The organism is Hymenobacter pini (assembly GCF_020421205.1).
In the GTDB taxonomy this organism is placed as follows: Bacteria; Bacteroidota; Bacteroidia; order Cytophagales; family Hymenobacteraceae; genus Hymenobacter; species Hymenobacter pini.
Genome location: NZ_JAIZZH010000001.1, coordinates 1,026,357 through 1,041,196, shown reverse-complemented (window position 1 = coordinate 1,041,196; position 14,840 = coordinate 1,026,357). Strand labels below are relative to the sequence as shown.

Annotated in this window: 8 protein-coding genes; 3 read left to right on the top strand and 5 right to left on the bottom strand. The window is 62.6% G+C overall.

Annotation, left to right across the window (positions count from 1 at the left end; all coding sequences use genetic code 11):
- Positions 1-65: 65 nt before the first annotated feature.
- From LF252_RS04360 to LF252_RS04345, 4 genes are all read right to left on the bottom strand, one after another.
- A complete protein-coding gene (locus LF252_RS04360) occupies positions 66-596 on the bottom strand; it encodes a (2Fe-2S)-binding protein (RefSeq protein WP_226267999.1) in 531 nt (176 codons plus the stop codon).
- A 323-nt stretch (positions 597-919) separates the two neighbouring features.
- On the bottom strand, positions 920-1,498 hold the full coding sequence (locus LF252_RS04355; protein WP_226267997.1) for a Crp/Fnr family transcriptional regulator: 579 nt from the start codon (positions 1,496-1,498) through the stop codon (positions 920-922).
- Between the two features lie 178 nt (positions 1,499-1,676).
- A complete protein-coding gene (locus LF252_RS04350) occupies positions 1,677-4,247 on the bottom strand; it encodes a TonB-dependent receptor (protein WP_226267996.1) in 2,571 nt (856 codons plus the stop codon).
- A 145-nt stretch (positions 4,248-4,392) separates the two neighbouring features.
- Positions 4,393-4,749 (bottom strand): winged helix-turn-helix domain-containing protein, encoded by a 357-nt coding sequence (locus LF252_RS04345; RefSeq protein WP_226267985.1) that lies wholly within the window; start codon positions 4,747-4,749, stop codon positions 4,393-4,395.
- A 247-nt stretch (positions 4,750-4,996) separates the two neighbouring features.
- Between LF252_RS04345 and gltB the strand changes: the two genes are divergently transcribed.
- The 3 genes from gltB to LF252_RS04330 all read left to right on the top strand — a co-directional run bounded on the left by gltB (position 4,997) and on the right by LF252_RS04330 (position 12,022).
- Positions 4,997-9,514 carry a glutamate synthase large subunit gene (gene gltB / locus LF252_RS04340; RefSeq protein WP_226267982.1) on the top strand — a complete coding sequence of 1,506 codons (4,518 nt, stop codon included), beginning with the start codon at positions 4,997-4,999 and terminating at the stop codon, positions 9,512-9,514.
- Between the two features lie 251 nt (positions 9,515-9,765).
- On the top strand, positions 9,766-11,241 hold the full coding sequence (locus LF252_RS04335; protein WP_226267980.1) for a glutamate synthase subunit beta: 1,476 nt from the start codon (positions 9,766-9,768) through the stop codon (positions 11,239-11,241).
- A 121-nt stretch (positions 11,242-11,362) separates the two neighbouring features.
- Positions 11,363-12,022, top strand: a complete 660-nt coding sequence (locus LF252_RS04330) for a hypothetical protein (RefSeq protein WP_226267977.1) — start codon at positions 11,363-11,365, stop codon at positions 12,020-12,022.
- A gap of 82 nt (positions 12,023-12,104) precedes the next feature.
- Here LF252_RS04330 and dnaB read toward each other — a convergent pair whose 3' ends face one another.
- A complete protein-coding gene (dnaB, locus tag LF252_RS04325) occupies positions 12,105-14,666 on the bottom strand; it encodes a replicative DNA helicase (protein ID WP_226268707.1) in 2,562 nt (853 codons plus the stop codon).
- Positions 14,667-14,840: the final 174 nt, after the last annotated feature.

Sequence of the window (14,840 nt, the reverse complement as noted above, 5' to 3'; positions counted from 1 at the left end):
GAGTAAAAGGTCGTCTGCCATCCGCTGCACTCATAGGGCATCGGAACAGCAAACTCACCAGTTCACTATTTCACCACCTCACCTTTAGCGTCCACCACTTCCTTCACGGCATTCAGAATGCCCACGTAGGCGCCGCAGCGGCACACGTTGCCGCTCATGTGCTCTCGGATTTCGTCCTCGGTGCGGGCTTTGCCTTCGTTGATAAGGCCCTGGGCCGAGCAGATCTGGCCGGGGGTGCAGTAGCCGCACTGGAAGGCATCGTGGTCCACGAAGGCCTGCTGCAGCGGGTGCAGGTTCTCGGGGGTGCCGAGGCCTTCGATGGTGGTGATGTTCTCACCTTCGTGCATCACGGCCAGCGTGAGGCAGCTGTTGATGCGCTTGCCATCAACCAGCACGGTGCAGGCCCCGCACTGGCCATGGTCGCAGCCTTTCTTGGTGCCGGTCAGGTGCAGGTATTCGCGCAGCGCGTCGAGCAGCGTGGTCCAGGGGGCAATCTGCAGGGTGTGCTGCTCGCCGTTGATGGTGAGGCGAACCTGGCCGGGAGGCGGCGGGGCCGCTACTCCCCCAGCCGGGGAGTTGGTAGGCTGTTGAAGCATAGAAAGACAGAATAAAGGTGATGGAGTAGCCGCCGCGAAGTTAGGGCCGAGAGATGCGTAGGTTGGTCTACGCTATTGTTGAGCCTCACGTTATACTTCAGCTTGCGGCTGCTCCACTCCTAAATCCAATCCGCAGCCTCTATGCACGCCCACTAGCCGCCCGCTCAATTCCGAAAGAATACAGCCGGATTACTGGTTTACCAACTTCCCCGGACGCTACTTCACCACAGCAGCTTGCCTGCCTTTCGCTATATATACTTAAACACAACGGTTAACTACCTGCCTCTTGCTGCACAGCGCCGTCAGGCCACGCTACTAGCCAGTTAGCCCCGGGCCCGCTCCCCGCGAATACGGCTCAACGACTCGGGCGTAATGCCCAGGTAGGCGGCAATGTGGCGCTGCGGCAGGCGTTGGGCCAGGGAAGGATACAGTTCCAGAAACTCCTGGTACCGCTCCTCGGCCGGGGCACTGAGCACCCCAATCAGCCGGCGCTGCATGGCTACCAAGCTATTCTGGAGCAGCTCGTAAAAAACCTGCTGAAACGCCGGTCCGAATTGCTCCATCTGGTTATAGAACCCGGCCCCAAACAGCAGCACCTCCGAGTCTTCCAAGGCCTCAATGGTAAACAAGGCCGGCTGGTGGTGGCGCAGGCTATGCTGGTCGGCAATCCACCAGTTTTCGGGGGCAAACTGCAGGATGTGCTCCTTCTGCCGGGCATCCGTCACGTAGCTGCGCAGGCAGCCCCGCACCACAAACGCCCCGAAGCGTGCTGTTTCGCCCTGCCTCCCCAGTACCTCCCCTTTCGTCAAGTGGCGCGGCGTGATTAAGCTAGCCAGCCTGGAGAATTGCGTTTCGGTGAGCGGAAGCTTGCCGTGGAAGTACGTGCGGAGGGCGTCGAGCATCGCACTAAAAGTAGAGCGTAAGTTAGAAAGCCAGCTCCTCTCCCCATCTAAGGATGGGGTTAGGGGTGGTTGACAACTAGAGCTAGATCATAGAACTAGTATCGTTCAACTCTCATCAACTACCCCTAACCCCTCCTCATCTGAGGAAGGGAACCAGTTTTATAGCGTCCTAGACCATCTACAACCCATAGGTAACCTGTAAATAATATAGCCCGCCTACGCTGGGGCCGCCGAGGTAGCTCACGTAATAGTGGTTGAGCACGTTGCTGGCACCCAACTTAAAGCGCAGGTCGGGCTCGGGCAGGCGGTAGCTCAACTGGGCGTCAAAGGTACTATAGGCGGGCACGTAGCCGTTTACCAGGAAGGTTTGGGAATAGTAGCGCTGCTGCCAGCGGAAATTCAGCCCGAACCCGATGTTCTTACCCACGTTTTCGTTGCCCAGGCTGAGGTTGTAGGCCCAGCGGGGCGTGTTGAAGCCATCTTCCAGCCCGTCGCCCGATTCGGTGCGGTCGAGGCGGGTGTAGGTGGTGCTGGCCCCGGCCAGGTAGCCGCCGGCCACCTCGTAGCGCAGGCCCAGGGAGCCGCCGTAGTTGTACACCTGGCTCTGGGAGTTGGTCCAGAGGCGGTAGCGGGCTTGGCCGGCGCGGGCATTCAGGGCCGTGGCCACGGTGTTGAGGTCGGTACCGGTAGTAAGCGGCTGGCCGGCGGAGTTCAGCGGCACGTAGGCTTCTACCTGGGCAATGAAGTCCCGGTAGGTGTTGTAGTAGAAGTCCACGTCGGCCAGTAGGCGGCCGCCGGGCAGCAGAGCCGCTTTGTAGCCCATTTCCAGGGACTTGATGTGCTCGGGCCGGAGGTAAGTGTACGGGTTCTTCACCAGCAGCCCCTGGTTTTTGCTGATGGCCTGGGCCTGAGTAAGCCCGTTGGTGTTCCGGTCCCGGGTTACGGCCGCGTTAAAGGCATCAATGGAGCTGCGCAGGTAGCTGTTCTCAAATACCCCGTCCGACATTACCCGGAGTCCCCCAATGCGCTTCACCTGCCCGCTGTTCACGTTGGAAAACCCCTCAAACAAGCTCGGAAAACGGTAACCGCTCTGGTAGCTCACCCGGAAGTTGTGGCGCTGCGTAGGCGAATACACGGCCGTGAAGCGCGGGTTGAAGCGGGTACTGAAATAATCGTTCTTATCGGCCCGCAGCGTGGCCGTCAGGCGGAGCTTCTCGCGCAGCAGTCGGGCCCCGGCCTGCACGAAGCCCCCGGTTTTGCCGTAGGAGAGCGTGCTGTAGGGGTCCTCACCCGGTTCGGGATTGATGAAGTAGTTACCGTCGGGCCGAATGAAATAGGTGCGGTGGTCGAGACCCACTAGCGCATCCGTCCAAGCGGGCAGGCCCTTGCCACCCCTCCGCCGCAGGGCTTCTCCCACGTTCACTTGGCCCTCAGCGTGCAGCATCTGGGCCCGCACGCGCAGGGCCGCGCCCTGGTCCCAGTTATTGATGTCGGCCAGCTCCCGCAGGCGCTGCTTGAACTCCGGCGTGCCGGGCTGCAGGCGGCCGGCATCGGCGGCGGTGCGGGCCGTGGCGTGGGCCTGGGCTACCGACTGACCGGCTTGGGTGGCGGCGTTCCAGGCGGCGGTATAGTCCTGGTTCCAGCGGGCATCGGGCTTGAAGCTCCGGTCCAGGTTTTCGCCCATGCTGCGCAGGTTGTAGCTCTGGCCGGTGTTTTCCTGGGTGAAGTAGGCGCGGGCCTGCACCACGGGACCCATCAGCTGCAGGGCATGCTGCTGCAGGTGGTAGTTGTCCAGCTGAAACCGGTTGCTGCGCTGGTACACGTTGTCGAAGTTGGCCCCGCGGTAGGTGTAGGCCAGCTCCGTTTTGTCGGTGAGTTTATAGTGCAGGGCCGCATCGTACTTGAGCGTCTGCAGCTGATAATCCACCACATCCTGCTCCCGGTAGCCGGTGCGGGCCACTTGGTAGGTTTTGCCCCCCAGCGTCAGGTTCGAGCGGTCCGACGACTCATTACCGTAGCTGCTCACCGGGTCGCGGGCCGGGTTATCGGCCCCAAACAGGCCAGTAGTGGCGTTGCCGTTGGGGTTGATGTCAGTCATGTCGCTGGCAATCCAGTCGTAGCCGCGCAGGTAAGTACCGTTTACTTTAAAAGCCCACTTCGGGCCCAGTACCCGGGCGTAGCGCACACTGGTTTCGGAGAAGAGGCGTGCCCCCGTGTTCGGGTCGTTCAGGTGATTGACACCGGTTTTTTGCTGCACGCTTAGGCCCGGGCTCAGAAACGGGTTACGGGTGCTGAAATTGGCCAGCCCGTTGATGGCGTTAAGCCCGTAGAGCGCCGCAGCCGTGCCCGGCACCAGCTCCACGGCCTGAATATCCAGGTCGCTCGGCCCCAGCACGTTCCCGATGGGTCCGCCGATGTGCGGGGCTTGGTTGTCGATGCCGTCCACGAGCTGGGCGAAGCGCACGTTGGTGGTGTTGCTGAAGCCCCGGGCGTTCAGCACCCGAAACCCCAGGCTGGGCGTAATCACCTGCACCCCTTTCAGGTGCTCAATGGCATCAAAAAACGAAGCCGCCGGCGTGAGCCGCAGTTGCCGAGCGTTGAGCTTCTCTACCGTTACGGGCGACTGCAAAATGCTTTCCTCCACCTTCGAAGCCGTTACCACCACCTCCCCCAGCCGCGTGGTGTCGGCGGGAGCTTGGGCATGGGCCAGTATCGGAAGCAGCAACAGAGCGGGGGTAACGTGTTTCATGCGTTATATTTTTCCAAACATAACGAATAACTGGACTTATGGTTTTTACGCAGTGGCTCGCGGTGGAAGGCGCAGTGGTTCGGGGTGGCTGTTCACGGCGAGACCCTGCGCAAACCACCGCGAGCCACTGCGCGAAAAACCGACGCTAGAACAGCCGTGCCGCCTCCGCCGCCAGAAATGCCTGGAACCGGGCCTGCAGAGCCTCAAACTCCGCAATTAGCGCCTCCCCTTCCGCCGTTACCACGGTGCCGCCGCCGCGCTTGCCACCGGTTTGGGTGAGCACCAGCGGCCGGGCGCTCTGAGCATTCAAGGACGACACTAAATCCCAGGCCCGCTTGTACGACATGCCCATTTCCTGCGCCGCCTTCGAGATGGAGCCGTGCTGCTGAATCTGGCGCAGCAGCTCCAGCCGCCCGATGCCCATAAACCGGTCGTCCGCGGATTCCACCCACAGGCGGCCGGTCAGGCGAAAGGTCAGGTCGGGGCGCAGCAGGTCTTTCATACGGGCAAATATCGGAGTTTGGGCGGGGGTTGGAAATCGTAGCGGCCGGAGCCGGAGCTATTGCCAAAAACGGCCGCTGCCAGGGCCAGCGGGCCGTTTCGAGCTTGCTGAACGCAGAAAAGCCGCCGGGGTTTGAAACCGGAAAACAACCGCGGACCAATCGGCTGGTCCGGCGCGGCGGCGGTATACTGGGCCCGGACCTGCTGCCGGGGGTCACGCTTGCCTGAACCTACGACACCTCAATCCGATGGAGCAAACTGCCCCGCAAGGACTATACCGCCCCGAATTTGAGCACGATGCCTGCGGCACTGGCTTTATTGCCTACGTGGATGGCCGCCGCTCGCACCAGATTGTGGCCGATGCGCTGACGATTCTGGAAAATATGGAGCACCGCGGCGCCTGCGGCTGCGACGCCGACTCCGGCGACGGGGCCGGCCTGCTGCTACAGCTGCCCCACTGGTTTCTGCTGGAGGAGTGTACCACGCTGGGCATCCGCCTGCCCGAGCCCGGCGAGTACGGCGTGGGCATGGCCTTTCTGCCCAAAAACGAGGCCCTGCGCCACATCAGCCGCGACATCATCAGCCAAGCCGCCACCCGGCTGGGCTTTCCGGTGCTGGGCTACCGGCCGGTGCCGGTGAACCCCGCCGGCATCGGCCCCACAGCCCTGGCCGCCGAGCCGGCCGTGGAGCAGGTGTTTGTGGGCCGCCCCGCCGGCGTGCACACGCCCGAGGAGTTTGAGCGCAAGCTCTACGTGCTGCGCCGCCTCATCAACCGGGAAGCCGCCGCCCAGCTCGCGGGCGAAGAAGTCTACTTGACGTCGTTTTCCTGCCGGGTTATCATCTACAAGGGCCAGCTGACCACCTACCAGGTGCGCGGCTACTACCCCGAGCTGTCGGATGAGCGCGTAACCTCGGGGCTGGGGCTGGTGCACAGCCGGTTTTCCACCAACACCTTCCCCAGCTGGCGGCTGGCCCAGCCTTTCCGGCTGCTGGCCCACAACGGCGAAATCAACACCCTGCGCGGCAACCTCAACTGGTTTTACGCTGGCCTGCCCTCCTACCTCTCGCCCTACTTCTCGGCCGAGGAAATGGAGATTCTGCTACCCGTCATCGACTCCGGCCAGTCGGACTCGGCCTGCCTCGACAACATTGTGGAGCTACTGCTGCACTGCGGCCGGAGTCTGCCCCAGGTGATGATGATGCTGGTGCCCGAGGCTTGGGACGGCAACGAGCAGATGGACCCGCTCAAAAAGGCCTTCTACGAGTTCCACGCCACGTTTATGGCTCCCTGGGACGGCCCCGCGGCCCTGCTGTTCACCGATGGCCGCATGGTAGGGGCCATGCTGGACCGCAACGGTCTGCGCCCCCTGCGCTACGCCCTCACCGACGACGGCCGGGTACTGGTGGCCTCCGAGGCCGGGGTGCTGGGCGCGGGCCTACCCGAAGTCCGGGTGGTGCGCAAGGGCCGCCTGCAGCCCGGCAAAATGCTGCTGATTGACACCGTGGCGGGCCAGATTATCACCGATGAGGAGCTGAAAACCCAGGCCGCCACCCGCCAGCCCTACGGCCAGTGGCTGAGCGAGTACCAGATTCGGCTGGAAGAATTGCCCGAGCCCCGGCTGGTATTCACCGATTTGTCGGCCGAGTCGGTGTTCAAGTACCACCAGGTATTCGGTTACACCCGCGAGGATATTGACACCATTCTCACGCCCATGGCCGTGGAGGGCAAGGAGCCCATCGGCTCCATGGGCGTCGATTCGCCCTTGGCGGTGCTGTCCGACCAACCCCAGCACCTGAGCAGCTACTTCAAGCAGTTCTTCGCCCAGGTCACCAATCCGCCCATCGACCCCATCCGGGAGCGGCTGGTGATGAGCCTGGCCACCTTCATCGGCAACAACGGCAACATCCTCGACGAGGACAAGATGCACTGCCATTGCGTGGCCCTGCGTCAGCCCATCCTCACCAACCACGAGCTGGAAAAGCTGCGCAGCATCGATACGGGCCTGTTCAACGCCAAAACCATCAACACCTACTTCCGGGCCGATGGCAAGCCCGGCGCGCTGGCCGCCGGCCTGGCCCGCCTCTGCCGCTACGCCGAGGATGCGGTAGACGACGGGTTTGAGGTGCTGATTCTCTCGGACCGCGCCCTGGATTCGGAGCACGCCGCCATTCCGTCGCTGCTGGCCGTGTCGGCGGTGCACCACCACCTGATTCGGAAGGGCTACCGGGGCTCGGTGGGGCTGGTGGTGGAAGCCGGCGACGCCTGGGAGGTGCACCACTTTGCCTGTCTGCTGGCGTTTGGCGCCACGGCCATCAACCCGTATCTGGCGCTCAGCACCATCCGCACGCTGCACTACGAAGGGCGGCTGGGCGCGGGCCTGAGCGTGCCCAAGCTGGAAGCCAACTACCAGAAGGCCGTGTGCGACGGGCTGCTGAAAATCTTCTCCAAGATGGGCATCAGCACCCTGCAGAGCTACCACGGCGCGCAGGTGTTCGAGATTCTGGGCCTGAACCGCGCGGTGGTGGACCAGTACTTTACCGGGGCCGTGACGCGCATTGGCGGGCTGGGGCTCGATGAAATTGCCCGCGAAACCCTGTTCAAGCACTTCCAGGGCTTCCGGAGCAGCACCCTGGAAGAACAGCTGCTGCTGCCCGAAGGTGGCGTGTACCAGTGGCGGCGGCGGGGCGAGGCCCACCAGTTCAACCCCGAAACCGTGCACCTGCTGCAGCACGCCACCCGCACCAACTCCTACCCTACCTACCAGCGCTACGCCCGGCTGATGAACGAGCCCGGCAAAGGGGCCTTCACGCTGCGCGGATTGCTGGATTTTGCCCGCCACCGGCCGGCCGTACCGCTGGACGAGGTGGAGCCGGCCGAGAGCATCATGCGGCGCTTTGCCACCGGGGCCATGTCGTTTGGCTCGATTTCGCATGAGGCGCACAGCACCCTAGCCATTGCTATGAACCGCATTGGGGGCAAAAGCAACACCGGCGAGGGCGGCGAGGACCCCATGCGTTACGAGGTAAGGGAAAACGGCGACTCCATGCGCTCGGCCATTAAGCAGGTGGCCTCGGCCCGCTTCGGCGTGACGGCCCACTACCTCACCAACGCCGACGAGCTGCAAATCAAGATGGCCCAGGGTGCCAAGCCCGGTGAGGGCGGCCAGCTGCCCGGCCACAAGGTAGATGAGTGGATTGCGAAGGTGCGCCACGCCACGCCCGGCGTCGGCCTCATCTCGCCCCCGCCCCACCACGACATCTACTCCATTGAGGACCTAGCCCAACTCATCTTCGACCTCAAGAACGCCAACCGCCAGGCCCGCATCAACGTGAAGCTGGTGAGCAAGGCCGGGGTGGGCACCATTGCCGCCGGCGTAGCCAAGGCTCACGCCGACGTGATTCTGATTGCGGGGTACGACGGTGGCACCGGCGCTTCGCCCCTGAGCAGCATCCGCCACGCCGGGCTGCCCTGGGAGCTGGGCCTGGCCGAAGCTCACCAGACGCTGGTGCGCAACCAGCTCCGCAGCCGGGTGGTGCTGCAAGCCGACGGTCAGCTGAAAACCGGCCGCGACCTGGCCATTGCCACCCTGCTGGGGGCCGAGGAATGGGGCGTGGCCACCGCCGCGCTGGTAGCCGGGGGCTGCGTGATGATGCGCAAGTGCCACCTCAACACCTGCCCCGTGGGCGTGGCTACCCAGGACCCCGAGCTGCGCCGCCTGTTCAGCGGACAGCCCGAGCACATCGTGAACCTGTTCCGCTTCTTGGCTGAAGAATTGCGCGAAATCATGGCTGAGCTGGGTTTCCGCACCGTGAACGAAATGGTGGGCCGGGCCCAGTTCCTCAAGCCCCGCCCCGACATCACGCACTGGAAAGCCCGCCACCTCGACCTGCGCGACCTGCTGTACCTGACCTCCCCCGCGGCCGGCAGCACCCTGCACCAGAGCGAGGCGCAGGACCACGGCCTCCAGCACATCCTCGACTGGCAACTGCTGGAGCACGCCCGTCCGGCCCTGGACTATCAGCAGCCCGTGCGGGCCGAGTTTGCCGTGGGCAACACCAACCGCACCATCGGCACGCTGCTTTCCAACGAAATCACCAAGCGCTACCACGCCGCCGGGCTACCCGAGGGCACCATCGAGTACACCTTCCGCGGGTCGGCGGGGCAGAGCTTTGGGGCGTTCAGCGTGCGGGGGCTGAGCTTCCGGCTCGAAGGCGAGGCCAACGATTACGTGGGCAAGGGCCTGAGCGGGGCCCGCCTCATCATTCACCCTGCCCTCGACGCCCGGTTTGCGCCCGAGCAGAACATCATCATCGGCAACGTGGCCCTATATGGGGCTACTTCCGGCGAGCTGTTCGTGCGCGGGCAGGCCGGGGAGCGGTTTGCGGTGCGCAACTCCGGGGCCACGGCCGTGGTGGAGGGCGTGGGCGACCATGGCTGCGAGTACATGACCGGTGGACGAGCCCTCATCCTGGGCCCCACCGGCCGCAACTTCGCCGCCGGCATGAGCGGGGGCATTGCCTGGGTGTACGACGCCGACGGCTCCTTCCCCCAAAACTGCAACCCCGAAATGGTGGAGCTGGACCCACTCGACGCCGACGACGAAACCCACATCCAGCACCTGCTCCGCCAGCACCACGAGCTAACCGGTAGCCAGCTGGCCGCCTTCCTGCTCGCCAACTGGCCCGAGGAAGCCGGCAAGTTCGTGAAGGTGTTCCCCAGCGAATACAAAAAGGTGCTGCAAAAGGCCCGCGTGGCGGTGGGGTAATGCCTCACCCCCCGGCCCCCTCTCCAGGGGGAGAGGGGGGAGCCTGACGGCACGATGTAGAGACGCAATATTTTGCGTCTCCCGCCAGAACGAGCCGCCAGCCGGCATGGCCCGCCAGCACAATCAGCACCACGCAGTCAAAACAACATCAGCAACGACGAGACGCAAGATGTTGCGTCTCTACAACCGCCAACGTCGTCTGGCTCCCCCTCTCCCCCTGGAGAGGGGGCCGGGGGTGAGGCACCACACACATGGGCAATAACACCGGTTTCAAGGAATTTCAGCGGGAGCTGCCCGCCAAGGCCGCCCCGCAGGAGCGCGTGGCGCACAACCGCGAGTTTGTGGGTCAGTATTCCGATGCGCAGCTCCGGCAGCAGTCGGGGCGGTGCATGGAGTGTGGTATTCCGTTCTGCCACGCAGGCTGCCCACTGGGCAACATCATCCCCGAGTTCAACGACGCCGTATACCGCCAGGACTGGCAGCTGGCCTACCAGATTCTGAGCGCCACCAACAATTTCCCCGAGTTTACCGGCCGCATCTGCCCCGCGCCCTGCGAGTCGGCCTGCGTGCTGGGCATCCACGCCGCGTCGGTGGCTATTGAGGAAATCGAGCGGCACATCATCGAAACCGCCTTTGCCCGGGGCTACGTGCGGCCCACCGCCCCGGTGCTCAAAACCGGCAAATCAGTGGCCGTGGTGGGCTCGGGGCCGGCGGGGCTGGCGGCGGCGGCCCAGCTGGTGCGGGCCGGCCACGCCGTGACGGTATTTGAGCGCGACGACCGGCCCGGCGGCCTGCTGCGCTACGGCATCCCTGATTTCAAGCTGGATAAGTGGGTGATTGACCGCCGCCTGCGCCTGCTGGAAGAAGACGGCGTGCAGTTTCGCTGCAACACCGAAGTAGGCCGCGACCTGCCGGCTCGGGAGCTGGCCGCGCAATTTAACGCGGTGGTGCTGGCCGGCGGGGCCCTGGTACCCAAAGACCTGCCCCTGCCCGGCCGCGAGCTGCCCGGCGTCCACTTCGCCATGGACTACCTCACCCAGCACAACCGCCGCGTAAGCGGGCTGCCGCTGTCGGAAACCGAAATTCAGGCCACCGGCCTCGATGTGGTGGTCATCGGCAGCGGTGACACCGGCTCCGACTGCGTGGGCACGGCTAACCGCCAGCAGGCCCGCTCTGTCACGCAGTTTGCCCTCATGCACCAGCCCGCCCCCGAGCGGCCCCACTTCGAGCCCTGGCCCCACTACCCCACGGCCGTGTTCCGCACCAGCACCTCCCACGAGGAAGGCTGCCAGCGCTATTGGGGCATCAACACCAAAGCTTTCCTGGCCGATGAGCACGGCCGCCTGCGGGCCCTGCTGGTCACCGACGTAACCTGGGAAACCGACGTGCTGGGCCGCCGCCTCGCCTTCACTGAAATCGAAGGCTCGGAGCGCGAAATTCCCTGCCAACTGGCCCTACTGGCATTGGGCTTTGCCTCCCCCCGCTACGAAGGGCTGCTACAGCAGCTCGACGTAGCCCTCAACGACCGGGGCAACGTGCGCACCCCATCCGACACAGACTTCTTCACCTCTCAGCCCAACGTTTTCGTGGCCGGCGACATGCGCCGCGGCCAGTCGCTGGTGGTGTGGGCCATTTCCGAAGGCCGCGAAGCCGCCCGTCAGGTAGACCTGTTCCTGATGGGCAAAACCGCCCTGCCCAGCAAGGATGCGGTGGGCATGTTTGGCTGATGCACTTAGTCGGAGCTGCGTGATTTTTTACGGACTCCACCGCAACCTAATCCCGATTTTCCGCGGATAGATGCCTGACAGCCAAGTTGGCTGCCTGTTTGATACTTCTAAACCCATAGGCATGGACCCGAATCAATCAGCCCCTTCTTCCGCCAATACTGGCGCAACCCCCGAAGCGCCCCAGGCCCACGATATTCAACAACCCGTAACGCAGTACCAGGAGCCTAACCAGACTTCTTCGGCCGGCGCTACCACCGAGCAAAACTCGGAGCAGCCTCAAACACCTAAGTCAATTGGTGATGGCAAGAGCTGGACGGAATATGCTGGTTTGCAGAAAATTGTGAATCAGCTGCCGCAGGGAGTACGTGACTTTTGCGCCAACCCGGCCGAGCAGTTCAATAAGCTCTCCACCACCCAGAAAGTAGCTGGCGCAGTGGCCTTAGCCGGCCTTGGCTACTTGGCTTTCAACTCCAACAAAGGCAAAAAAGCCAGCAGCCGCTACGATAAATCATCGTACAAAAGCCCTAAAAGTGCCACCGCCGGACAACGCCCCTGGGGCAGCGCCCAGCGTACCACGCAGAGCTACCGGGCCGGCAGCTTCCCCGCCCGGCCTTCCGGCAATACTCCCGATGCTGGCCGCCGCCTCGACCAAGGCCCTGGCTGGTGGAACTCCGGCCAAAGCGGCCCTGATGCCACCTATCAACAATCCGGTTCCGCTTCTACGGCCAGCAGTTCTCAATTAGGCCGCGGCTCTGATGTTGATTTTGGCAGCGGAGTATAACCACTGCTATATCCGCTCTAACAAGAACTGCTCCGTCAATTGGCCAATGCCTGTTGACGGGGCAGTTCTTGTTTTATACAACTTAGAACGGCGGCGGGCCGTCGTCGAAGGTACTGCGGGGGAAGGGCTGCGCGGGCGGCGGACCATCATTGTTGATGCGGGAGCCCAACCGAATGGTATTCGGGGCAAAGCCCGAGGCATCGTCATCAAAAGTGCTGCTGGGGAAAGCGCCGGGGTTGAAGGAAGCATCACCGAAGCCGCCCACGCCGTCGAGGTCGGCAAACTTGGTGAACTTGCCAATGAATTTGAGCTGCACGGTTTCCAGGGAGCCGTTTCGGTGCTTGGCAATAATTACCTCACCAGTACCCTGGGTAGGGTTGCCCATTTCGTCCTCCGTAATCTTATAGTACTCGGGGCGGTACAGGAATACCACCATGTCGGCGTCCTGCTCGATGGAGCCCGATTCACGAAGGTCACTGAGCTGAGGCTTCTTGTCGCCGCCGCGGGTTTCTACCGAGCGGCTCAGCTGCGACAGGGCCAGCACCGGCACATTCAGCTCCTTGGCAATCCCCTTCAGGGCCCGCGAAATCGAGGCAATTTCCTGTTCACGGTTGCCGGCGCCCTTGCCCCCATCCGTATTGCCCGACATCAGCTGCAGATAGTCAATGATGATCATCTGGATGTCGTGATGGGCTTTGAGGCGGCGGCACTTGGTGCGCAGCTCCCGGATGCTGAGGCCCGGCGTATCATCAATGTAAATTGGGGCCGACGACAGGGCCGAAATCTTGTGGTTCAACTGGGCCCACTCATAGTCGGCCAGGTTACCCTTCTTGATTTTCTCCGAATCCAGTTCCGCCTCCGCCGAAATCAGACGATTCACCAACTGCAGCGAGGACATTTCCAGCGAGAAGATGGCCACCGGCTTCTTGAATTCCACCGCCGCGTTGCGCATGGCTGATACTACGAAGGCGGTGTTGTGCGTAACCGTCATATCCTGGAGCAGGAACAGGCGGTTGCCATCAATGCTAAAGCCGTAGTAATCGTCTTCTTTGTCCAGCTCCACCGAAATGCCTGTCATGCGCCAATCCACGGGGCTACGCCAGGGCTGGGCCCGTTTGCGGGCCACCCGCACCGGCACCCGGTTGATGTCGCCGTAGATGCGTACCCGGTATACCTCGCTTTCGTAGCCGATGGTGCTAATAGCGGCCCGTTTTTTCTTCAGCGACGTGCGGAAGCCTAACGAGTCGGCCAGAAACTTGATCTGCCGGGCCAGGCGGTGGTTTTTCTGCGTGATTTCGTAGCCGTTGGATACCGGATCAAGGTGGCCATCAGAGTCAATCAGACCCGCTAGCAGGCTCAGGCGGTTCTCGGTGCTGTTGCTCAGGTATTGCTGCGGAATGTGCTTGTTGCCGAGTACGCCTAGCTGACGCAACTCATCTTGTACAGAGAATTGTGCCAAGCTGCCCCCTTGCCGGCCGCGGGTGATGCCGTAACTGTTGCAGCGGTTTCCTACTAGCCCCACCGTCACCTGCATATCCAGCTCAGCGGCATACTCGTGCAGGTAATCGATAATCTCCTGATCTTGCCCTGTGATGCGGCAGTTATCCGAAGCGCCGTCGCCTAGCCATACGCCCAGGAAATAGGGGTTCACTGCCAAGGCCTGTGCGGCAAATTCTACGGCCACTTTGTAGCCTTTGTAATTCGAGCGAAACTTCTCCGACTTACTCAGCCAGTCCTTCACGGTGATGTTCAGCACGTCGCCGTGGCGGTGCGGCCCCTCCGTGCGACTTCGCTTCAGGGATAAGATGTGGCTCTCGTTCACACGGTAGGCCTCACCCTTGTTCTGGCGCACCCAATACATGTTTTCGCGGCCCCGCGCAATGCTAAGCACCCGGCGTGGGGTAGAATCGTCGCCCATCAACAGCTCTCCGGCCTGCACATCTTCCACGTTGCGCAACGTACCATCAAACATCAGCACTTTAGTGCCTTTACCCAAGCACTTACCCATACCCGGTCGGGCGGCAATAATCACAAGGTCAGATGGTTGCCAACCGGAAGTCACCCGATCCAGGGCCGAAAAGCCGGAGGGCACGCCGGTCAGGCCGTCCTTCTGGTCCTTCTTCTCTTCCAGCTCCTTGATGGCTTTGCCCATCAGGCTGCGCATGTCGTCGAAGTTCTTACGGATGTTGGATTCCGACACTTCAAACAACGACTGCTCCGTGCTGTCCAGCAGGTTGAACACGTCGGTGGTGTCCTCAAACGCGTCGCGCTGGATATCCGAGGCAATACGGATGAGCTCCCGCTTGATGGCGTTTTCGGTAATGATGCGGGCGTGGTACTCGATGTTGGCCGCCGAGTTTACCTTGAAGGTGAGGTTGGCCACGTAATGCGCGCCGCCCGCTGCCTCCAGCTCGCCCATCTCCCGCAGCTCGTGCGTAACCGTCAGAATATCAATCGGCTCCGACTTGTCAAACAGGTTCAGGATAGCCTTGAAGATGCGGATGTGGCCTTCCTTGTAAAAGCTCTGGGGTTTCAGGATGTCGATAACCGTGGTCAGTGCATCCTTTTCCAGCATGAGGGCCCCCAGCACAGCGGCTTCCAGCTCCAGGGCCTGGGGCGGCAGTTTGCCCGCGGCTCCACCCATGGGCAGCTGCGCCGGGCGGCTGTTCCAGGCTGCTTTGGCCCGCGAGGCCGAAAGTTTCAGGCGGTCATCCATCCGGTCGTTCATTACTAACTAAGCACTACAAGGTAAGCAGGTTGGGCCGGTTTTGGGTAGATTTCTTCCCGGTCTCTTCAACTTTTCAGCCAAAGGGGCACA